This is a genomic window from Niastella sp., assembly GCF_045805085.1.
In the GTDB taxonomy this organism is placed as follows: Bacteria; Bacteroidota; Bacteroidia; order Chitinophagales; family Chitinophagaceae; genus Niastella.
Window position 1 is genome coordinate 24,524 of sequence record NZ_JBJMLX010000312.1, and the last position, 22,270, is coordinate 46,793.

The following is a 22,270-nucleotide window of genomic DNA, read 5'->3' on the forward strand; positions in this document are numbered from 1 at the left end:
TGCGGTTAAAGATTTACCAGCTTTAACGAGCCCTCACTATAACGCTGCCCTACGTTGGGATATTTATTAACAACCGCTTCAATATTCTTCAATTCACCTTCGGTTAAAGTGATATCCACGGCAGCAGCATTCTCTTCCAGGTATTTTCTTTTTTTCGTTCCGGGAATGGGGATCAGGTCTTCGCCCTGTGCCAATACCCAGGCCAGCGCCAGTTGAGCCGGTGTACATTTCTTTTGTTCGGCGAGTTCGGCAAATTCACTTACCAGCAGGTGATTGTTTTGCCAGTTCTCCCCTTCAAACCGGGGTAAGGTCCGGCGAAAATCGTCACTGGGTAAATTATCCTTATCCTGCACCGTGGCGGTTACCAAACCTCTTGCCAGCGGACTATAAGGAACAAGCGTAATACCTAATTCCCGGCAGGTATTGAGAATATCACCTTCCACATCGCGGGTAAGTAATGAGTATTCGCTTTGTAAGGCTGCGATGGGATGAACCGCATTTGCCTTGCGAAGGGTGGTGGCAGAGGCTTCTGATAAACCAAGAAAACGAACCTTACCTTCTTTCACCAGTTCGGCCATGGCGCCAATCATTTCTTCAACAGGCACATTTTTATCAATCCGGTGCGCATAGTACAGGTCGATGGTATCGATCTTCAACCGTTGCAAACTTTTTTCAACTGCTGTTTTTATGTAAGCAGGTGAACCATCGATGTAAGTGGCAGGCACGCCGGTAGTAGTAGTTGATCCGTCTTCTCTTACCCTGAACCCGAATTTGGTAGCAATAAAAACCTTGCTTCTGTTAGGCACCAGTACTTTTGAGATCAGTTCTTCATTATGGCCCATGCCATACATATCGGCCGTATCCCAGAAATTAATACCCAGCTCCAGGGCCCTGTTCAGCGTGGCGATCGACTCCTCATCATTACGTGGTCCGTAGGCAAAACTCATTCCCATACAGCCCAGCCCGATTGCCGATAGCTGAACACCGGTGTTGCCCAGATTTCTATACTTCATAAAATTGTGTTTAGGAAACAAATTTACCCAAAACAATTGTCGGGTAATTTGTCTTTTTCAAACCAATCCTTGCAAAATTCAAACCATGGTAAATTAATTTTTAATGCCTTGCTTAACCCGTTCGTCAATTACTGGCAACAAAACTATCTTTGGTAAAAGCAAGCGTGTATGATCTATTCGTTCAAAGGTTTTATACCCGTGGTTCATCCCACTTCATTTATTCATCCACAGGCAGCGGTTACTGGTAATGTTATTATTGGTAAGCATGTATATGTAGGGCCGGGTGCGGCTATTCGTGGTGACTGGGGCGGCATTGTGATTGAAGATGGTTGTAATGTGCAGGAGAATTGTACCATTCATATGTTCCCCGGCGTTACCGTGTTGCTGAAAGAAGGTGCGCATATTGGTCATGGTGCCGTGATCCATGGCGCCACGATTGGTCGTAATTGTCTGGTAGGCATGAACAGTGTTATCATGGATAATGTAGAACTCGGTGATGAATGCATTGTAGGCGCGCTTAGTTTAATAAAAGCCGATGAAAAGATCCCTACCCGAAGTTTACTCGTCGGCAATCCGGCAAAAATTATAAAACCCGTTTCAGACGACATGATACGGTGGAAGACTGCGGGTACGCGGTTGTATCAATTGTTGCCTGGCGAAATGGGTGTTGATTGGGCGCCTTGTGAGGCGTTGCGTGAAGTACCGGCTGATAGGCCGGAGCAGGCTTCTTTGTATAAGACGTGGAATGAGATTAAGGGAAGTTAACCAGTTGACCAGTTGACCAGTTAACCAGTTAAAACAGGTACTTGTTGACATAAGACAAAATTTTTGAAGACAGTTATAGTTGCTACATAATTGTTATATCTTTTGTGTAAACGAAGCGTATGAACGAAACAGGGTATCAAAATTTTGAGGATTTGATAGTATGGCAAAAGAGCAGAGATCTAAAAAATGAGATATTTCAGCTTGTTAAAAGTTTTCCGCCTGAGGAAAAATATCGACTTATCGATCAGGTAATAAGAAGTTCAAGGTCAATAAATAGCCAGATTGCAGAAGGGCATGGAAAGCGTACCAATAAAGACAAAATAAAATATTGTATGCAAGCCCGGGGATCTCTGAGTGAAACGCTAAATCACCTTATTGACGCTTCTGATTGTTCCTATATAAGTGCTGAACAACTTAAATATTTTAGAAGTAAACTAGATGAATTGGAAAGAATTCTAAACGGATATATTAAATACCTGAAGAGCCTCCCTCCTGAAGGTTAAAATTGAAGCCCCTACTGTTTTTTACTCGTCAACTGGTCAACTGGTTAACTGGTCAACTCTGCCCCTCAAACCTTATCTTTGCAGGTCAATAAACAATAAGTGGAAAAGACAAACTTTGTAGACCAGATACGAATATTCTGCCGCAGCGGCCACGGGGGCGCAGGCAGCAAGCATTTCATGCGTACCAAATTCAACCCGCAGGCGGGCCCTGATGGCGGTGATGGCGGCCGGGGCGGACATATCATCCTGCGTGGGAATAAAAACCTATGGACCTTACTTCACCTTCGATACTATAAGAACGTACTGGCCGAAGACGGCCAGGGTGGTAATAAAAACAATATGACGGGCCGCGATGGTAAAGATATCATCATTGAAGTGCCCCTGGGAACCGTTGCCCGCGATGAACAGACCGAAGTACAGGAGGCCGAGATCCTGGAACATGGACAGGAAGTTGTTTGGATAAAAGGTGGCCGTGGCGGCCTGGGTAATGCCCAGTTTGCAACACCTACCAACCAGGCGCCTGAATACGCACAGCCCGGTGAAGAGGGTGAAGAAGCCTGGAAAGTACTGGAGTTAAAAGTACTGGCTGATGTAGGATTGGTAGGCTTTCCCAATGCCGGTAAGTCCACCCTGCTATCGGTGATCACTGCCGCCAAACCCAAAATTGCTGACTACGCATTTACGACAATACAGCCCAACTTAGGTATAGTAGCCTATCGCGATGGCAAAAGCTTTTGCATTGCCGATCTGCCCGGTATTATAGAAGGCGCTGCCGAAGGCAGAGGACTGGGGCACCGGTTCCTGCGTCATATCGAACGCAACTCGGTACTGCTTTTTGTTATTCCTGCTGATAGCAATGACCATAGAAAAGAATTCAATATCCTGTTGAATGAGCTGGAGCAATACAACCCCGAGCTGCTGCATAAGCAGTTCCTCATTGCAATAAGCAAGAGTGAAATGCTCGATGATGAATTGAAAACAGCTGTCAAAAAGGAATTGCCAACAAACGTCCCGCATATCTTTATTTCATCATTAACCCAGTCAGGATTAACCGACCTGAAAGATATGTTATGGAAGGCCTTGAATGAAGAACAGGAAGTGGAGAACAGGTAGTAGGCACATATTGTGACAAAACACCATACTCACTACAACTAACCGGGTATTGAAAATGCCGCCGATATAGTTACCTTAGGGCATCCCTAATACTGTTTACTATGGCGGCTATAACCGGACTCTTAAAACGCCTGGCTACCCTGGTGCGCAATCTCCTTCGTGCACTATGGGTTTTCTTCCCGGGCATTCTCTTTCTCGTATTAACCCTAACTTGTTTCTGGGATCTTGCACAAGGTAAAGACCTCATGGTGCTGGCAACCGAGCACCGGGGCTTTTTCCTGTTATTTCAATCGTTTTTAAGTTTTCTGGTGCTGGTAAGCTGGTATGCGGCCCGTACCGTGGCCAATGCAAAAAGGCAATGCAATTATACTACATCGGATTATTTGCAGGAAGAGTATTATAAACACATGCCCCGCTTTATTGGCTTTACCCTGTTCACCATTATTATGCTGGCCTTTGTACAAACACCTCTGTTTGGCTATGACATAGAGGGCGATAGCAAAATATTCTTTGTATTATTGATTGCATCGATCCCCTATTATTTTTGGATGAACAAATTGTTCGAACGGCGTTTCAGGATCATCCGGTTGAACAAGCTGTTTTTTGCAACGGTGGTGATCTTAGTGGGCGGTTCTTCATTAATTACGGCTAATATTCGACGTTATTCCTGGCTGGTAGTGGTTATGATGCTGGTGTTACAGGCTTGTTTTATGATCCTGGTAGTTACCCGGCGGGAAGCGCTGGAAAAGGAAAAAAAGACGGGTAAGAAAGTGGTACCCATAACCAGCAAAAGATTCCGGCTGGCCAGTTTTCTCGGCATTCCACCCGAAGAAATACGTTTTCACATTGCCTTTTTATTAATAAGCCTGATAGCGTTGGGCGTTTACCTGGCCTGTACCCTCAATGTGGCGTTTGCAGTTGAACTGGGCACCTTTCCCTTTGTATTGCTGGCCTTTTCTGTATTTATGGGATTTGGTTTTATTATGGCGTTTATCTCTATTCGCATAGGCATCAACATCCATATTATTTTCCTGCTCATCGTTTTCATTTTTGGTCAGTGGACGGAACGCCACCAGGTAGCGCTGGTTCAAAGAAAAAGCACCATCAAAGAAAGTTTTGCCGATAAAGCCAGTGTAAGAGATTATTTTATTCAATGGGTAAAAGACCGGGATACACTGATCAGAAAATCCAAAGAATATCCCGTGTATTTTGTATTGTCAGATGGCGGCGCTTCCCGTTCAGGTTACTGGGTGGCTTCGGTATTGGGAAAACTGGAAGATACTTCGCAGCACGATTTTTCAAAACACCTGTTTTGTTTATCGGGTGCTTCAGGGGGCAGTGTAGGCAATGCCGCTTTTTATACCTTGTTAAAAGATGCGGCCGACCGGCCCGATAAAAACCTGCCCAATCACCAACAATTTTACCAGGCTGGGAAAGAATACCTGCGCAGCGATTTTCTTACGTATACACTAAGCCGAATGTTGGGCCATGATTTCTTAGTGACCATGTTCCCCTTCAATACCAATGGCGACCGGGCCAAGGCTTTAACAGACGCCCTGGAACAGGCGCCAAAAGATAGTGTGTTGTTGAAGAACCAGCTGCAGGTGCCTTTTTCAGAATTGGCAGTGTATAAGAATAGGGTGAACACCAAACTGCCCATTCTTTGTGTGAATACTACCCGTATGCAGGACGGAGCGCCCTCAGTGATCAGTACCATCGCCATCGACCCGCTTACATTTAATAACCGGATAGATGTGCTGGCGCGGCTTACCAATAAGAATGATATGAAGCTGAGCACGGCCGTGGTATTGGGCGCCAGCTTTCCGTATGTTAGTCCGGCAGGTCGGATAGACGGTTTAAAGTTTTTGAAACAAGGTCCTACCGAGTTTCCTTTTTACTTTGTAGATGGCGGCTATGTGGATAATTCCGGCGCTGGTGTAGTACATGAAATGATCATTAAACTGAATGCCCTGCGCGATTCCATCTGCGCTTCAAAGAATGATACCATTTTGCAAAGCAATTGCCAGAAGATCTCGTTCTACGTAATGCACATCAGCAATGGGCCTGAAGGAGATATATTATTAAAGAGGGTTAACCCATTTGTGAACGACCTGGCGGCGCCCATTAAAACCATTATGGGAGCATATGGCGTACAAACGAGTATTAACGATAGCCGTCTGAAGAATTACCTGTCGGGCCTGTATCATAATAACCTTCATTACAAACCTATCAACCTCTACAGACCCCAGGAGCACATAAAATACTCTATGAACTGGGTCATTTCGGGTCGAACGTTGGATAGTATGGACCAGCGGTTATATTCCAACGATGTACGGGCCTATATGGTAAAGATCTTACAGGAACTAAAGCGTTAAAGGTTCTATAGCGGTAAAACAATTCGGCCGGCAAACCATTGCTGGGTGGCCATTTAATAAAATTTTTCAATAGGTTTGCCGCTACAAAAGCTATCAATTATATGAAGAAAATTCTTTTAACGGTTGTGTTAGCCGTTACTATGGTGCGCACCTTTGCCGATGAAGGCATGTGGCTGCCACTATTGCTTGGACAACAAGTGTATAACGACATGGTGAAGCGCGGTTTAAAGCTTACCAAAGAACAGTTATACAGCGTGAACAAGGCCTCTATTAAGGACGCAATCATCATTTTCGGTGGATTTTGCACCGGTGAAATTGTAAGTAACGAAGGCCTTATTTTTACCAACCACCACTGCGGTTATGATGCTACGGCCAATGCCAGCACAGTAGAACACAACTACCTTAAAGATGGTTTCTGGTCAAAAAGTAAACAGGAAGAAATTCCTTCTCCCGGTTTATATGCTGAGTTCCTGACAGAGATCAAAGATGTTACCGCTGAAGTGCTCGATGCAGCAAAAGGTTTAAGTGGTTTGGAGCGTCAACAAAAAGTAACCGACATTACCGCAGCTATCAACAAACGATACAGCGATGAAGCTACCAGTACTATTGCGCGCGTAAGCTCCCTGTTCAAAGGCAACCAGTACCTGGTGTTTGTTTACAAACGTTTTTCTGATATTCGTTTAGCTGGCGTTCCCCCCGAAAGCATTGGTAAATATGGTGGCGATACCGACAACTGGGAATGGCCCCGTCATACCGGCGACTTTTCTATCTTCCGCGTTTACATGAGCAAGGATGGAAAACCTGCTGACTACTCACCCGAGAACGTGCCCTTAAAACCCAAACATTTTCTGCCAGTATCGATCAAAGGCATTAAAGACGGTGATTATGCCATGATCTATGGTTATCCCGGCGGCACCAACCGTTATGAAACATCATTCGGCATCAAACAAAAAATTGATATCGACAATCCCACGCTGGTAAAGCTGCGTGATATGCGGTTGAAATACATGTTTGCCCAAATGAAAGACGATCCGGCAGTTAAACTGCAACTGGCCAGCGATTACGCTTCAATTGCCAACTACTGGAAGTTCTTTGATGGCGAAAGCAAACAACTGATCAAATACAATGTATACGATCAGAAAAAAGCAGCGGAAGCAAAATTTCAGACATGGGCCAATGGCAAACCGGAATATGAAAATCTTTTCAAAGACTGGGGAACCGCATACGATCAATGGCGCCCTTATTCAAAACACCGCGTGTACATCAATGAAGGTATTTTTGGATCGCCTTTGTTAGCCTTTGCGGCCTCCCTGCAACGCCTGGAGACGGCCATAGTGCAAAAAGGCAGTTCAGCCGATATTAAAAAAGCAGTGGACGCAGCAAAAGAAGCAAGAGCCGAAGTACTAAAGGGGGAAAATAAAACATCTGACCAGAATATTGTGGCAGCCGTGTTGATGATGTATTTCAAGGATATTGACAAAGCCCAACACCCCATTGGCTTTTATGATAACTTAAAATCAAACTTTGGCGACCTGAACGACGAGGCCACTTATAAGAAATACGCAGCCAGCATTTTTGCAAACACCATGATCCTGGATAATGCTAAATGGGATGCTTTTACAAACAACCCCGATGCTACTGTGTTGCAGGCCGATCCTGCTTATGCCGTTGCAAGCGCTTTCTTAAAGAACTGGCAGGGTAAGTTTATGCAGTATTCCCAGCAGTTCACACTAAAGAATAATGAGTTTGGCCGAATGTATCTGAAAGGCGTTATGCAAATGGATACCGTAAAAGCCAAAAAAATGTATCCCGATGCTACCTTCACCATGCGGGTAAGTTTTGGTAATGTAAAAAGTTATGCGCCCCGTGATGCGGTTAAGTACGACTATGTAACCACCATGAAAGGCATTCTGGAAAAATACCAGCCAGGTGATTATGAGTTCGATCTGCCGGCCAAATTGCTGGAGCTGGCTAAGAAAAGAGATTTCGGCCAGTATATAGATAAACAACGGAATGACCTGGTAGTTGGTTTTATCACTACCAACGACATTACCGGCGGTAATTCCGGTTCACCGGTGATCGATGGCATGGGGAACCTGATCGGTCTGGCATTTGATGGCAATTATGAAGCATTGAGCCATAAGATCCAGTTCGACCCGGTTTATAACCATACCATTTGTGTGGATGTTCGCTACGTATTATGGTGCATCGACAAACTGGGCGGTGCTACCAACCTGATAAATGAGTTGAAACTGGTTAAACAGTAATCAATTAACATACAATTAAAAGGGGTGATCGGTTTTCGGCCGGTCACCCTTTTTCTTTTTGAAATAGCTGTGTTACTTTTGCAAAAATTCCAATACCATGGATTATCAGGATCAAACCGATTTATTGCAGGAAGAGCAGAATGAACTGGGGTTCGTTGACCCTGCCAGTAAAGGCTTACGTTTTGCGAATTATCTTATTGACCAGATCGTGCTGGTTGTGCTTATTAATATAATTACAGTTGCCTGGACTGTTATTGCCAAAGCTTCAGGTGGCGTGGGACCGCAGAAATATTTTAGTTCGGAAGCCTCCACATCCCTGGAATTGGATGTTTTACTGGTAAAAATGGCGGTTTCGTATGTTATTACAATAATATATTATACCATTTGTGAAACTGCTATGAGTGGCAGAACGGTAGGTAAACTGTCCACCGGCACTATCGCTATTACCCAGGACGGCACTCCGTTTACTTTTAAGCATGCGTTGGTGCGCAGCTTATGCAGAGCGATTCCTTTTGAAGCATTCAGCGCTTTGGGTTATATGCCCTGGCACGATAGCTTATCAAAGACCGCCGTGGTAAAGAAAACCTGGTAGAAAGGCAGAAGGCAGAAGGCAGAAGGCAGAAGGCAGAAGGCAGAAGGCAGAAGGCAGAAGGCAGAAGGCAGAGAAATTGCCGGAGATGCAAGATAATTATAAAGCTCAAAGCTTGCGAGCCCTTTCACGTTTGACGTTTCACGAAAAAGCCCACCCTGGTTACCGGAGTGGGCTTTTATTGTATTACTTGTTAACCCCATCAATCTATTAACTCTATCAACATGCCACTTCTTATCGAAAAGCCTCACTTCAATCCCTGGTCAACTCGTCAACTGGTCAACCTTCTACTGCACATCCTTTTTACGCGGGCGAATGATCAATCGCAAGGTAGGGTCATTTGTAATAAACGACCAGAACCAGCTAAAGGCCAGTTTCACTTTATTGCGGAAACCAATTAACGGAATAATGTGAATGAACAGCCACACCAGCCAGGCGCCAAAGCCCTTAAAGAAGAATTTGGGAAGGTCGCATACGGCCTTGAATTTTGAAATAATGGCCATACTGCCCTTGTCGTTATACGCAAAGGCCTCCATAGGTTTGTTGTTTAAAGCCCTGGTTAAGTTTTTTCCCAGCAGGGTTCCCTGTTGAATAGCCACCTGGGCTAACTGGGGATGGCCATTGGGAAAATTTTTATCAGTTGTTTGCAAACAAATGTCGCCTATAGCAAAAATGTTTTGTGAGCCCTGCATTTTATTTACCTCATCAACCATCACCCTTCTGCCCCGGCCAATAACCGCAGCCGGCAGCCCCGGTACTTCCCGGCCGATAACCCCGGAAGCCCAGATCAATACATTGGTAGGAATGGTCCTTCCGTCGCTCAGGTAAACAATATCATCACGATAATCCTTTACGGCGGTATTGTTGATCACATGCACGCCAAGCTTTTTTAATACCCTGGTAGCTTCGTTCTGGGATTTTTCACTCATGGGGCTCAGCAGGGTTTTCCCTGCATCGATAAGGTAAAGGTGCGAACGCAGGTCTTTTATTTCAGGGTATTCTTTCAGGGCAATATTACGCCCCAGCTCGGCCAGCATCCCGGCCAGTTCAACACCGGTAGGCCCGCCACCGCAGATCACAATATTCAAGTGCTTTTCTTTTTCTTTAAGATCATCGGTATGTACTGCCTCTTCCATGTTAAGCAGTAAATGGTTGCGAAGGTTAAGGGCGTCATCGATGCTTTTCATGGGCAGGGAATGGGCTTTTACGCGTTCCATTCCGAAATAATTACTTTCAGTACCCAGGGCCAGCACCAGGTAGTCGTAATTTACCACGCCGGTGTCTGTTTCAATATTGTTCTGTTCAGGATTTACCTTCAACAGGGAACCCATATGAAAACGCAGGTTGGTTTTCTTTTGAAATAATCTTCGAAACGGATAACTGATATTGGAAGGCTCAATAAATGCGGTTGCTACCTGGTATAATAATGGAGGAAAGAAACTGTAATTATTCTTGTCTACCAGGGTAACTTGAAAGCGGCTGTCTTTACAAACATGTTTGATAAGGTTAATGCCGGCAAATCCGCCACCGACAATAACGACTTTTTTTACTGGTTGTTCCATAACTCATTCTTCTTATTAACATTAATAAACAATTCTGCCCCCGATTATATATGGGGCATCTAATGCCGTACTAACTTTTCAGGTTATGGCAAGTAAGAAAGCAAGAATGGAGATAGATAGACACAGCAAAGGTCGTTACTATTCTTGAAATAGCATAAAAAACCTAAAAAGATACTGGTATCACCGCTATTTTCAACCAGTTATCAATTCAGCATAATCGGCCATGATCATCAGGATCACTTTATCAATGATCTTCCTGAGGGCAATGATCTGTTTTTTCAGCGCCGGGAAATCGGATTCCTCCCAATCACCCTTTTCAATTTTTTCAGCAAGGCCGCCTGCAGAGGAGATGCTAAGGTTATTGAGTGATGACTTCATGCGATGGGCCAGGAACCGTACCTGCTTAATATCCTTTTGTTCAAAAGCCTGCTCCAGGTTGGTAATGCTGTTGTTGGTTTCGCTGATGAACACCTGCAGCATTTTAACAATGAATTTTTCATCGCCGCGGGTAATTTGTTTCAACTTACATAGATCGTACAGGGGAGTATCGGTCACCTCAGTTATTTTGGCCGGACCAAAATGTGTTTCCCTGCCAAGCCATTTTGCAATCAGGCGTATCAGGTCTTCTTCTTCAAAAGGCTTGCTTAAATAATCGTTCATGCCGGCCTGTATGCATTTTTCCATTTCGCCTTTTACCGCATTGGCTGTAAGTGCAATGATGGGGATATTTGATGCCAGCTCCTGCCGTATGTGGCGGGTGGCTTCAAGCCCATCCATTACCGGCATTTGAATATCCATTAATACAATATCAAAACGGTTATGGCGAAGGGCGTCGAGCGCATCCATACCGTTCACCGCTTCTGAAATGGTAGCGCCATATTGGTTCAGGATGGTTTCAGCAACCACCCGGTTCATTTCATTATCTTCTACCAATAGTATTTTCTTATCGGCCAGAATATGGGCTTCAACATGGCTGTTGTCTTTTTTAGGCAGATCGCTTTCCATACCTTTTGGAAAAGACAATTGAATGGTAACGGTAGTGCCTTCTCCCTTTTTACTTTGTACATCGATGCTGCCGTTCATCAGTTCAACCAGTTGTTTTACAATGCTCATACCAAGCCCCGTACCCCCATAGCTGCGGGCAATGCTTTCATCTTCCTGGCTGAATTTATTGAAGAGGTTTTTTAAATAGGCTTCATCCATGCCCTTGCCCGTATCGCTGATGATTATATCCAGTTCCTGTAAATCAGGTTTATTTTTATAAAGCATGCATTCTAATGAAACCCTGCCGCGTTGGGTGAATTTTATAGAATTACTAAGCAGGTTCATTAAGATCTGGTTTATCCGGTAAGGATCGCCTTTTAAAACATTGGCTACGCCGGGATGAACCGACACTTCAAATACCAATCCTTTTTCTTCAGCTTTTAGCTTTAATACGCGGCTGGTATTGGTTGCCAGGTCGTGCATGTTGAACCCGATCTCTTCCAGTGTAACCTTGCCTGCTTCCAGTTTTGAAAAGTCGAGAATATCGTTAATGATCACCAGCAGGTTTTCTGCTGCGGTGCCAATGATCTCCAGGAACGATTGCTGCTGTTGATTGAGAATGGTTTTTTGCAATTGTTTGCTCATGCCCAGGATGGCGTTCATGGGCGTTCTTATTTCATGGCTCATGTTGGCCAGGAACAGGTCTTTGGCATGTACTGATTTTTCAGCGATCTGTTTGGCCTCTTCCAGTTGGCGTTGCAGTATTTTTTGTTCGGTAATGTCCAGGTGAATACCAATAGAACCGATGTGTTGTTGTTTGTCGTTATATAAAGGAGCGCCGGAAACCAGCCACCAGTGGCTATCGTTGTTTTTGGTATTAACGTTCATTTCATATGCATCGGACAAACCGGTATGGCGCAGGTTGTTCTTGTTAGCTACCATCTCTTTGTTCTCCTCCCTCACAAAAAGGTCCGATGCGTTTTTGCCGATCAGTTCATGTTCTTCATACCCGCTCATTAAGCAAAAGCATTGGTTCACATGGCGGATGTTTTGGTCAAGATCAACCTCAATGAGGCCCAGGTTCATATTGGCGATAATGCTCCGGTACTTTTCTTCCTGGCGCTTCAATTTTATTTCCGATCTTTTTCTTTCGGTGATATCGTTGTACGTCCATAAGTGACCGCGGTATACATCATCGATAAATAACGGGATATAATTTCTTTCCAGCACGCGGCCATCCGCCATTTTTACTTCCTCATTGTTTACAGGCTTGCGGCTTTTTAAATGCCGGGCGGTATTGGTTAAGAATTCAAGCGGATGTTTAAATAACGTGGTACTGCTTTCGTACAGGTCGGTGCATTCAATGCCAACCAATGTTTCGGGTGAACCGGGATATGAAAAGAAATCGGTAAATTTTTTATTGGTCAGCACCACTACGCCTTTCTCATCTTCAAGCAATACGCCGGTTTGTAAGTTAATGAGCAGGTGGCTAAGGCGGTTGGCGGTGGCTGTCAATTCGCCCTGAATGTTTTTATAGTTTTGAATATCCGTGAGGGTGCCAATGATGGTAAGGGGTTTTCCATTTTTTGATTTACTGATAACCCCGCCGCGGTTAAGTATCCACCGGGTTGACCCGTCTTTAAGTTTTACCCGGTATTCAACACAATGTTTGGAGATCTCTCCGTTCATGTATTTCTGAAAGGCTTCTATGGCAATAGGGCGGTCTTCTTCCACGATGGTTTGCCACCAGACCAGGTTTTCATTTCCTTCATAAACATTACGGTCAAGGTCGAGGATCGATTTTTCATTGACGGCAAAGGTCATGGTACGGGAAGGAAAATGGTATTCCCAAACGTTGTCGTCGATGGTTTGCAATGCGAGGCGCAATCTTTTTTCAGATTGTTGCAGCAGGATATCGGCCTTTTTCTTTTCCTGCAGCTCATGCTCCAGGTAATTGATAATATCCGTGAGGTCGTCGGTTTCGCTATAATTCAGGTCATCGCTGACCTTGAATTTATTGATGGTTTCTTTTAGATGCTGAATGGAAGCATGCTTAAGTTTGGCTTCTATTTTTAATTGCTCGTTTATTTTGATGTATTCGTCTTCACTGCAGGCGAACGCATGATTAAACAGCTTGCGGTCCCGTTCGTATTCTTCATACGAATCGTTCACCGCCTGAATAAAACGGTTCAGGTGCTCCTGCAAAAAATAATCTTCAGGAAGGTATTTTTTTATTTGCCGTTCAAGAAGTTTATTGAAACTCATATCGCAATTATATCTCGTCAAAGGTTGTAATGGTCATTGTTTGATTATGCAATTCACATTTTGCATGATCATTAAAAGGTGAAATTTCACCGTAAGAATAAAAGCCGGTGAGTAAGGTTTGGTTACCAAACGTATCGGCAACAGCCTCTACCTCTTCTTCGGTGCGTTTGCCTAAAATGACTTTGCGGCCCACACAACTGATTAATAAGGCCAGTTGCGGCGCGGCAGGTAATTTTTGAAAAGCCTGGCCGGCCGCGTGGGTAGCCGCATCAACCAGTTTATCAAAATTTGCTTTCATGAACCGTACTTTCGAGCCATTGGGAACATCGCCGGCAAATACCATGCTGCCGGTTTCCTGGTCAATGGAAAGAATGGTGCGCACAATAGGAACGTCATCTTCATTTACTTTAACCCCCAGCGGGAACAGCAGGGCCGATCCCGGTAATTCATCGGCATAAGGGCCCAGATAGGTTTTGTACAGGTCAAGCGCTTTTTGTCCTTCTATTTCAAACAATTGGTTAGCTACAGATTTGGTAACGGTTCGCTCAGGACCAAAAATTTCCCAGCCACCCATGGAGGCATGAGAAACCACAAAGTGCTGACCATAAAACGGAATGGCTACGATATTACCGCTTGAGGGTTTTTCATTCAGTCCTACCACGGTTGATTGAAAATTGGTGCCATCGCCTGCGAGGCCACCGGTAACCGGTACCCGGTCATTAACCAGCTCGTTGATACCCCGAACCAGCTCGCTGCCATTTACATTACTGCCATCAGAAATAATCAGGATGTAAGAAAGGCTGGTAAAATTGATCAGTCGGATCAATGCCTTGCCTGCTTCATAACTGTTATCGTAGTCCCGGATGTTTACTGTAACAGGTTGAATAGAAGTTTTTTCCAGTTCAATAGCCGCAATGGAAACAGAATTATCGTTTACCCGGTTGTTGATGATTTCACCAGCGGTGGAGCATAGAACAATATGCGCTTCGGGAAAGGTTGACTTCAACTTATCATATACTGGCTGAGAGGAAATCATTTCCTTGCCGCCAAAACCCAGTACCAGCTGCGATTTAGCAAGGTTGGCCCGGGAGGTTTCATTTTGCGTTTCCAGCTTATTGTCGTTGTATAACAGCAGGGTGGTTTGCATATGGGAAAGCGTTTATGGTTAAAGTACTCATTCAATTACGTTGGTTAGTGATTAGTATATGTGAGAACAATAGAAATTGCCCACTCAAAAAAACGAAAGTTGAAACATTTTATTTAAGGGCAAATGTGGAGGGTATGGGTAAACTCTTATTTAATTTAGCACAAATTTTTAATACAGCAACTTTGTTATTTTGCTAATTTATCCTGAAATGGCCGTTTAGCGCGGGTTTCACCGCATAACCGTTATATTATTGACTTAAGTCAATAAGGGTATAGGTCTGGGTTATAGTTTAAAGGAGTGAAAATATTATGCCCGAAGAAATAAAGTCTGTAGGCGAGACTAAGGGTTTTGTTGTAGGAGGTGTAACAATTGATCTTTGTGCTTTATTGCAGCGTTATAGCCGGCTTCATAGATTTGATCGGCTTTATTTACATCGAACATGCCAAATTCGTGCAGATCGGGTTCCAGGAAAAGGTCGAGCCGTTCCGTTTTACTGTAAACAACCGGAGCGATGGCCATGTGAAAGCATTTTTCAATCATATTCATTTTGCCGATGCGTTTGCCATTACCCAGGCCTTTGGGAATTTTATTTACATAACAGCCAATGAGCACATCGCAGTTATTTTCGAGCGGTTCAACGGGAAAGTTGTTTAAGAGGCCGCCATCAACCAGTATATGGTCGTCAATTTTTACCGGTTCAAAAATTACCGGCACCGAAGCGGAGGCTATCACCGCTTCAATAAGTTGGCCTTTAGAAAATGTAACGGTTTCGTTGTTGGCAAAATCGGTAGCGGTGATGTAAAGTTTTTTATGCAGGCTTTCGAAGGAGTTGTCGGGGATCAGGGTTTGCAAAGCCTTACGCAGCACTTTCATGGAAAAAAGACCGTCTTTATTCACCAAAAAGCTCGACCAGCCGAAATAGGAGTTCTTTTTCAGAAGGTCGCGTATTTTTTGGGGAGAATGGCCGGCGGCATACAGGGCGCCAACGATAGCGCCGGCGCTTACGCCGGAAATAGCATAGGGTTGAATTTGTAATTCTTCCAGCACTTGTAACAAACCCAAATGGGCAAATCCTCTAACGCCGCCACCACTTAAAACGATACCTGTTTTTACCATCGAATGCTTTATTTACGATCAGGCGCCAATGTAGATGCTTTTATCAGGAAAAGCAAGAGCGGAAAACATTTACAGGGAGAATTCAGAAAAACAAATAAAGACATCGCCTCAAAACTTAATCTTCAACCCATATTCTTTCTTCAACGTCAATAACGCCTCTGCATTTCCTTTGGCATCATCAACAGGATGATGGGTATGTTTTGTTTTGCGCAGGTGTTTAAAATTCTGGAAGGTGTCTTTTACCAGTCCTTTGTACATACTACCCAGGTTCTGGGAACTAAAGCCAAACGGATTGGCCTTGGTAAAATGATGAAAATACCAGCAGATAAACATCCAGTCGAAACCATTATTATCGCTGATGAAAACCGGTCTGTCTTTAGCCACGATCTTGATCCAGGCAGCGAAGTTTGTCATCACCGTTTGGGGATCATCAAATGCCAGTGTTTCTTGTCTGGTGAATCCGGAAACAGCCAATGTCTCCGGGATATATTGTTCAGAGATGGGTTTCAATTGTCCATAAAACGTTTTATCCAACTGTTCATCAACCAGCACAGCGCCAAATGAGATCATAGAGTAATCACCAGGTATGGGGCCATCCGTTTCTACATCCACCATTATATAGGCCATATATTTATTTGTTTTAATCTACTATTCGCGGCCGAAATAATAAAAATTGGTGCATATTGCTAATTAACCGTTTCATTAATTTTGCCATTATAATCAAATGCCATATGACCTGTTTAAAAACGATTGCTACTTTTTTACTACTCGCCTGTCTCACCACAAAAGTTACCGCTCAAAACAGCCAACCCTGGAAAGGAAAGAAATGTGCAGTAGTGTTAACCTACGACGATGGTTTGGATATAGACATCACCAATGTACTTCCTGCTTTGGATTCCCTGGGGCTGAAAGCCACTTTTTATGTTGCCAACTATCAGGGACATCTGCAATCACAAATACCAGCCTGGCGCGCCGCTGCTGCCAAAGGCCACGAGTTGGGCAATCATACCCTGTTTCACCCCTGCGAAGGAGGCAGGCCAGGAAGAGAGTTTGTTTCTGCCGATTACGACATGAACAATTATTCTATGCGCCGTATCACCAATGAAATACTGGCCATGAACGCTGTATTAACAGCCATTGACGGAAAAACAAACCGCACTTTTGCCTTTCCCTGTGGCGATAATAAAATACATGATACTGCATATATCGATTCTCTTCGGAAGGATTTTACCGGCGCCCGCGGCGTGGCAGGCACCATCCAGACTATTGACAATATTGACCTGTACAACCTGCCCGCATATGGCGTAATGAATAATTCAGGCGAATCCATGATCCAATGGGTGAAGGAAGCTGAAGCCAAACAGGGCTTGCTGGTGATCCTCTTCCATGGCGTAGGGGGCGGGCACGATATAAATGTTTCCCTGCCCGCACACAGTCAGCTGCTGCATTACCTGAAGCAGCATGAAAAAGACATCTGGATAGCGCCGATGGTGGAAGTCGCTGCCTACATTAAGGAGAAGCAGAAAAAGAAATTATGATCCTTTGGTTATCTTGTTAAAGAGTACCACAGGAAAGCAAAGACCTGGTCTGCATTTAAAACTTCCTGAGTTTATCTTGCTTCTTTCTATTTCCTTCCTGGGTTTTAGAATGATAATATTGTTTACTAAAATGACAATTCCCGAAAAAACAACGGCTTAATTCGGCGGTAGCTTTATTGTACAAACCTTACACGCTCAATTTCAAATCACTTTATTAATTAACGCCGGCTCTTTCTTTTGCAGAAAGCAGCCGTGGCCAATTATTGCCTTTATGAAAAAGATGTTTGACTGCCGTAGGAAGCCCTCAGGCCGTTTTATTTTTGCTGTACTTCTTTTTTTAACTGCTTTTCAATTTACTTTCTCCGGTTCGGCGTATGCACAATCTTTAGTGGTAACTGGTACCATAAAAGACGACGTGGGAAACGTTCAGGAAGGCACCGTGGTAAAAGTTAAAGGCAGCGATAAGGCTGTGACAACAGATAACAAAGGCAGGTATACTATAACTGTTCCAGGCCCTGAAACTGTGCTGGTGTTTTCTTTTGTTGGATATAAAAGTGTGGAAGAAACAGTTGGACAGCGCAAACAAATTGACATTACCATGGAGTTAACCGGCGGTAAACTCGACGATGTGGTAGTAGTTGGGTATGGCACCCAAAAGAAGAAAGACCTTACCGGCGCCATTGCTACGGTAGGTAGTGCTGAATTGAACAAACGCGTGGCTACTGACCCTACCCAGTTGTTGCAAGGAAAATTGCCTGGTCTTTCATTAACACAGTCATCAGGTGAAGCGGGTAATGAAAATTTTGTGCTACGCATACGAGGGTTGGGAACGAACAGCTCAGCCGGAAGCAGCCCGCTGATTATTGTTGACGGTTTGCCTGGAAGTCTTACCAACCTCGATCCGCAAAATATTGAATCCATTACCCTGTTAAAAGATGCTGCATCCGCCGCTATTTATGGAACCAGGGCTGCCAACGGTGTAATCCTGGTTACCACCAAACAGGGTTCCAATGGAAAATTTCAGTTGAGCTATGATCTCAATGTTGGTATCACCAGGCCTACCGCGCTGCCCAAAAACCTGGTGTATAATTCTGCTACCTATATGGAAATGTGGAACCAGGCTGCCATCAACTCTAATTATTCAAACCGGTACACGCAGGCGCAGATCGATGCGTATAAAAATCCTTCTGATCCCAATTTATACCCCAATGTTAACTGGCTCGATATTGTGATGCGCAATGTCACCACGCAAACGCATCATATAGGCATGACGGGCGGCCGTAATGGTACTACCTATAATGTGGGTTTAGGTTACGTAGATCAACCCGATATCATGATCGGTTTTTCGTACAAAAAATACAACCTGCAGTTCAACCTCAATTCAAAAATAAATGACTGGGCTACCATCGGCGGCAGCATGACATTCAACTATGGTAAAAGACTGTATGCATCACGCGGCAGCCAGGACCAATTCTTATCTGCCATGTCGCAGGAACCCATGACCGGCCCCAAATTGCCCGATGGCAGTGGCCGCTATGTAAATTCGGTATATCCCAACGTACAGGGACCCAATAAAAACCCGGTAGCCATTGCAGAAAATGCATTGGTTAATAATATGGATTATTATTTTCAGAATAACATCTATATAAACATTCGTTTGTTGAAGGGGCTGGAGTGGAGAACAAGTGGTGGGTTCAACTACGATTTTCAGAAAACCAAAGACTTCAAACCGGTCATTAACCAGTATAACTGGTTTGCGGGCCCTAACGATGCACCTGAACGCACCCTCGATGTAAACGGACAAGGCATGACGGTAACTGACAATAACTATATTTACCCCGTTGGTTATACGCAGTTAACTTATTCCAAAGAGATAGGCAACCATAATTTCAAAGCATTAGCCGGTACGCAGGCTGAATACAATAAAACGGAAGTATTGGCTGGAAGCCGTAATACGCCCTTTTCCACTAATCAATTGGATGAATTGAGTGCAGGGCCATCAGGATCTCAGCTAGCAACCGGAACAACCTCAGAATGGTCGTTGCGTTCTTATTATGGCCGTTTGAATTATGATTACGATGGTAAATATTTGTTTGAAGCCAATGCCCGTTACGACGCTTCTTCCCGCTTTCCACCCGAAAATAAATGGGCATTGTTTCCATCTTTCTCTGCCGGCTGGGTAATGACCCGCGAAAAATTCCTGGAGCATATACCCTGGTTAAATACATTAAAGCTGCGCGGTTCCTGGGGCCGGTTGGGCAATCAGAATATCTCAAACTATCCCTATCAACTGGTGTATTCGAATTTGAACGCCTATAATAATAATATTCAATACGCGTATTCATACTCTGGTAATTCCTTAAATGCAGGTGCTGCTTTAAACGCACTGACCGACCGAAATATTCACTGGGAGAACACCCGCGTGGTTGATGTGGGTATGGATGTAACCGTGTTCAGATCATTAAATGTAACGTTCGATTGGTACAATAAATTCACCTACGATATTTTGGCGACACCTGCCATACCGGCCTATGTAGGGCTTAGCGCCCCTACCATTAATAACGGCCAAATGAGGAATACTGGTTTTGAAGCATCTGTACAATATACAGGCAAGGTGGCTGATGTTAATTATTCAGTAGGTGGAACTTTCCAGGCTAATAAAAATACCCTGGTAAAATATGGCGCTCAGCAGATCAATACCGGCAACAATACCATTAATATTGAAGGCCAGCCTTATGGCAGTTTTTATATGTTAAAATATGCCGGCATTTTCCAAAGCGCTGATGAAATTAATAAATCACCCAAACAACAATTCAATCCACAGCCCGGTTTTTTGAAGTTTGAAGATGTAATTGACGATGGGGTAATAGATTCGAAGGACCGCGTGATAGTGCCGGGTGTTTTTCCCAAATTCGATTATTCTTTCAATGCCAGCGCTTCCTGGAAAAATTTTGATATGACCATTTTTCTGTACGGTTCATATGGTCAGAAAATATACGCCAACGGTTGGGGTGTACAACCCTTTAACCAGGGTTCGCCGCCAACTTATGATTGGTTAAATGCCTGGTCGCCCTCGAACCCAAGCACCACCATGCCCCTGATCTATATAACAGGTCAGGGCGATGCCAGCAGCAATATAGGTACTGCTTCTACCTTTTATTTGAAAGACGGATCCTTTTTACGTATAAAAAATCTGCAGGTAGGTTATACATTGCCGAAAAGCATTGCAAATCATATTGCCATGAGCAGTTTGCGGGTGTTTGCCTCCGGTGACAACCTGGCCACCTTTACCAAATTCAAAGGGCTCGATCCCGAACGGGTGCCCAGCAGCAGCAACAACCGGTATGTGGTGCATCCGCAAAACCAGGTATTTTCTTTTGGGGTAAAAGCTGTTTTTTAAAAATTTAAACTTGCAGTAAATGAAATATTTCATCCGATATAGCGCTGTTTTTTTAGGACTATCAATGCTTACCGTAAGTTGTAAGAAGGATTTTTTAGAAAAGAATCCCACAGACCAGATCCTCAGTGAAAACTTCTGGAAAACCCAGGCCGATGCCGACATAGCGCTTACGGGTATTTATAGCTACCTTATCCAGGGCTATAATTACACGAATGCAAACAATACAGGCCAGGGCTGGGGAGCGGGCACACCCTACTGGGAAACGCTTACCGATAATGCTTTCAGCAGTGCGTTTCAGTATGTAGCCAAAGGCGCCATAGAAGCCACCACCGGTACCATTCAGTCAGATGCGTACAACACTGCTTACAAAGCGATACAGGCATGTAATATTTTTCTGGCCAATATCGGTAATGTGCCATTGCAAACAGCAGCCATGAATCAATATATTGGTGAAGTGCGTTTCATACGGGGGTACTATTATTTTTTACTGGCTCAGTTATATGGAGATGTAGTGTATTATTCACGGCCAATTGGCAATGCAACAGTCGATCCGGAGAGCTATCAATTGGGAAGAACACCCAAAGCCCAGGTGATCGATTCGGTGATCAGTGATCTGAATTTTGCCATAAATAATTTACCTGATATTGTATACACCGGCCATGTGGTAAAAGGCACTGCCTTAGGTTACCTGGCAAAAGTATATATAACACAAGGGAACTGGCAAATGGCTGCCAACACAGCGAAAACTATTATTAGTAGTAACAAGTTTAGCCTGTATACCGGCGGATACCGCGGTTTGTTTCTGAAGCCATCTCAAACCAATAATCCCGAGATCATGTTTTCAGGCCGCTACCAGGTGCCCAATGCGTATAGTCCAGCCGAATACCTGTACACTTACAGCGGCAGTTTTCAGCCTTTGAAATACCTGGTTGATGATTATGAGTGTGTAGATGGGCAGCCCATCTCCGTTTCTCTTTTGTATGATAAGAACAATCCTTATAATAACCGCGACCCGCGCTTGCTGGCTACCGTATTAACGCCCGGGGTATTATATAAAGGTGGTATTCCATTTGTGGCTTCACAGATCGGTTCCCAATCAGGTTTCCTGAATAAAAAAGGAGTTGATAGTACCCGTGCCACTGTAATAGGCACCCAAAGCGATCAGGACTGGGTGTATTTAAGGTATGCCGAGATCTTATTGCTGTATGCTGAAGCCCAAAATGAATTGGCTGGTCCCGATGCTACAGTATATGATGCCATAAACTCAATAAGAGCAAGGCCCAGTGTAAACATGCCGCCTTTACCTGCTGGTTTGTCACAAGCCGATATGCGCACCCGCATTCGTCATGAAAGAAGAATAGAACTGGCGCTGGAAGGTCAACGGTATTTCGACCTCAAGAGATGGAAGACCGACAGGACTATTATACCTACCGTCAAAGATCCTACCGGTAGTACCAACAGAACTTTCCCGCTGCGCGATACCTTATGGCCCGTGCCGCAATCAGAGATAGATGTTGCCATCACCTATGGCAATGCGAATTTTAAACAAACACCGGGGTGGCAGTAGAAAGAAGCTGACCTGTAAGGTGGGTCACTCTTGCCGAGTGGCTCACCTTACTTTTTGAAGCCAAGG

General features: G+C 44.2%; 15 protein-coding genes. 9 read left to right on the forward strand and 6 right to left on the reverse strand.

The window, feature by feature from the left end; genetic code table 11:
* Positions 1-5 precede the first annotated feature (5 nt).
* On the reverse strand, positions 6-1,013 hold the full coding sequence (locus tag ACJ751_RS16160; protein WP_407746541.1) for an aldo/keto reductase: 1,008 nt from the start codon (positions 1,011-1,013) through the stop codon (positions 6-8).
* 168 nt (positions 1,014-1,181) lie between these two features.
* Here ACJ751_RS16160 and ACJ751_RS16165 point away from each other — a divergent pair, with 168 nt between their 5' ends.
* The 6 genes from ACJ751_RS16165 (at position 1,182) to ACJ751_RS16190 (ending at position 8,628) form a co-directional block, all read left to right on the forward strand.
* Positions 1,182-1,778: a transferase hexapeptide repeat family protein gene (locus tag ACJ751_RS16165; protein WP_407746543.1), complete on the forward strand. Its 597-nt coding sequence runs from the start codon at positions 1,182-1,184 to the stop codon at positions 1,776-1,778.
* A 119-nt stretch (positions 1,779-1,897) separates the two neighbouring features.
* On the forward strand, positions 1,898-2,281 hold the full coding sequence (locus ACJ751_RS16170) for a four helix bundle protein (RefSeq protein WP_407746544.1): 384 nt from the start codon (positions 1,898-1,900) through the stop codon (positions 2,279-2,281).
* 99 nt (positions 2,282-2,380) lie between these two features.
* Entirely contained in the window at positions 2,381-3,394 is a 1,014-nt protein-coding gene (gene obgE / locus ACJ751_RS16175; RefSeq protein ID WP_407746545.1) for a GTPase ObgE, read from the forward strand.
* A gap of 101 nt (positions 3,395-3,495) precedes the next feature.
* Positions 3,496-5,769, forward strand: a complete 2,274-nt coding sequence (locus tag ACJ751_RS16180; RefSeq protein ID WP_407746547.1) for a patatin-like phospholipase family protein — start codon at positions 3,496-3,498, stop codon at positions 5,767-5,769.
* A gap of 101 nt (positions 5,770-5,870) precedes the next feature.
* The gene (locus tag ACJ751_RS16185) at positions 5,871-8,036 is read left to right on the forward strand and encodes a S46 family peptidase (protein WP_407746548.1); all 2,166 of its coding nucleotides are present in this window, start codon (positions 5,871-5,873) and stop codon (positions 8,034-8,036) included.
* 97 nt (positions 8,037-8,133) lie between these two features.
* Positions 8,134-8,628, forward strand: a complete 495-nt coding sequence (locus ACJ751_RS16190) for an RDD family protein (RefSeq protein ID WP_407746549.1) — start codon at positions 8,134-8,136, stop codon at positions 8,626-8,628.
* A 284-nt stretch (positions 8,629-8,912) separates the two neighbouring features.
* Here the strand turns inward: ACJ751_RS16190 and ACJ751_RS16195 are convergent, their stop codons facing one another.
* The 5 genes from ACJ751_RS16195 to ACJ751_RS16215 form a co-directional block, all read right to left on the reverse strand.
* Positions 8,913-10,187, reverse strand: a complete 1,275-nt coding sequence (locus tag ACJ751_RS16195) for an NAD(P)/FAD-dependent oxidoreductase (protein ID WP_407746550.1) — start codon at positions 10,185-10,187, stop codon at positions 8,913-8,915.
* Between the two features lie 192 nt (positions 10,188-10,379).
* A complete protein-coding gene (locus ACJ751_RS16200; RefSeq protein WP_407746551.1) occupies positions 10,380-13,436 on the reverse strand; it encodes a PAS domain S-box protein in 3,057 nt (1,018 codons plus the stop codon).
* Between the two features lie 7 nt (positions 13,437-13,443).
* Positions 13,444-14,583, reverse strand: a complete 1,140-nt coding sequence (locus ACJ751_RS16205; RefSeq protein WP_407746552.1) for an FIST signal transduction protein — start codon at positions 14,581-14,583, stop codon at positions 13,444-13,446.
* A gap of 339 nt (positions 14,584-14,922) precedes the next feature.
* Entirely contained in the window at positions 14,923-15,699 is a 777-nt protein-coding gene (locus ACJ751_RS16210; protein WP_407746553.1) for a patatin-like phospholipase family protein, read from the reverse strand.
* Positions 15,700-15,807: 108 nt separating this feature from the next.
* The gene (locus ACJ751_RS16215; protein WP_407746554.1) at positions 15,808-16,326 is read right to left on the reverse strand and encodes a 3'-5' exoribonuclease domain-containing protein; all 519 of its coding nucleotides are present in this window, start codon (positions 16,324-16,326) and stop codon (positions 15,808-15,810) included.
* A 104-nt stretch (positions 16,327-16,430) separates the two neighbouring features.
* Between ACJ751_RS16215 and ACJ751_RS16220 the strand changes: the two genes are divergently transcribed.
* From ACJ751_RS16220 to ACJ751_RS16230, 3 genes are all read left to right on the forward strand, one after another.
* Positions 16,431-17,237 carry a polysaccharide deacetylase family protein gene (locus ACJ751_RS16220; RefSeq protein ID WP_407746555.1) on the forward strand — a complete coding sequence of 269 codons (807 nt, stop codon included), beginning with the start codon at positions 16,431-16,433 and terminating at the stop codon, positions 17,235-17,237.
* A 271-nt stretch (positions 17,238-17,508) separates the two neighbouring features.
* Positions 17,509-20,637: a SusC/RagA family TonB-linked outer membrane protein gene (locus ACJ751_RS16225; protein WP_407746556.1), complete on the forward strand. Its 3,129-nt coding sequence runs from the start codon at positions 17,509-17,511 to the stop codon at positions 20,635-20,637.
* 19 nt (positions 20,638-20,656) lie between these two features.
* Positions 20,657-22,204: a RagB/SusD family nutrient uptake outer membrane protein gene (locus ACJ751_RS16230; protein WP_407746557.1), complete on the forward strand. Its 1,548-nt coding sequence runs from the start codon at positions 20,657-20,659 to the stop codon at positions 22,202-22,204.
* Positions 22,205-22,270 lie beyond the last annotated feature (66 nt).

Excerpts from the sequence above, each read along its gene's own strand:
- ACJ751_RS16160 (WP_407746541.1), bottom strand. The coding sequence starts at position 1,013 with ATGAAGTATAGAAATCTGGGCAACACCGGTGTTCAGCTATCGGCAATC.
- ACJ751_RS16165 (WP_407746543.1), top strand. The coding sequence starts at position 1,182 with ATGATCTATTCGTTCAAAGGTTTTATACCCGTGGTTCATCCCACTTCA.
- ACJ751_RS16170 (WP_407746544.1), top strand. The coding sequence starts at position 1,898 with ATGAACGAAACAGGGTATCAAAATTTTGAGGATTTGATAGTATGGCAA.
- ACJ751_RS16180 (WP_407746547.1), top strand. The coding sequence starts at position 3,496 with ATGGCGGCTATAACCGGACTCTTAAAACGCCTGGCTACCCTGGTGCGC.
- ACJ751_RS16185 (WP_407746548.1), top strand. The coding sequence starts at position 5,871 with ATGAAGAAAATTCTTTTAACGGTTGTGTTAGCCGTTACTATGGTGCGC.
- ACJ751_RS16190 (WP_407746549.1), top strand. The coding sequence starts at position 8,134 with ATGGATTATCAGGATCAAACCGATTTATTGCAGGAAGAGCAGAATGAA.
- ACJ751_RS16195 (WP_407746550.1), bottom strand. The coding sequence starts at position 10,187 with ATGGAACAACCAGTAAAAAAAGTCGTTATTGTCGGTGGCGGATTTGCC.
- ACJ751_RS16200 (WP_407746551.1), bottom strand. The coding sequence starts at position 13,436 with ATGAGTTTCAATAAACTTCTTGAACGGCAAATAAAAAAATACCTTCCT.
- ACJ751_RS16205 (WP_407746552.1), bottom strand. The coding sequence starts at position 14,583 with ATGCAAACCACCCTGCTGTTATACAACGACAATAAGCTGGAAACGCAA.
- ACJ751_RS16210 (WP_407746553.1), bottom strand. The coding sequence starts at position 15,699 with ATGGTAAAAACAGGTATCGTTTTAAGTGGTGGCGGCGTTAGAGGATTT.
- ACJ751_RS16215 (WP_407746554.1), bottom strand. The coding sequence starts at position 16,326 with ATGGCCTATATAATGGTGGATGTAGAAACGGATGGCCCCATACCTGGT.
- ACJ751_RS16220 (WP_407746555.1), top strand. The coding sequence starts at position 16,431 with ATGACCTGTTTAAAAACGATTGCTACTTTTTTACTACTCGCCTGTCTC.
- ACJ751_RS16225 (WP_407746556.1), top strand. The coding sequence starts at position 17,509 with ATGAAAAAGATGTTTGACTGCCGTAGGAAGCCCTCAGGCCGTTTTATT.
- ACJ751_RS16230 (WP_407746557.1), top strand. The coding sequence starts at position 20,657 with ATGAAATATTTCATCCGATATAGCGCTGTTTTTTTAGGACTATCAATG.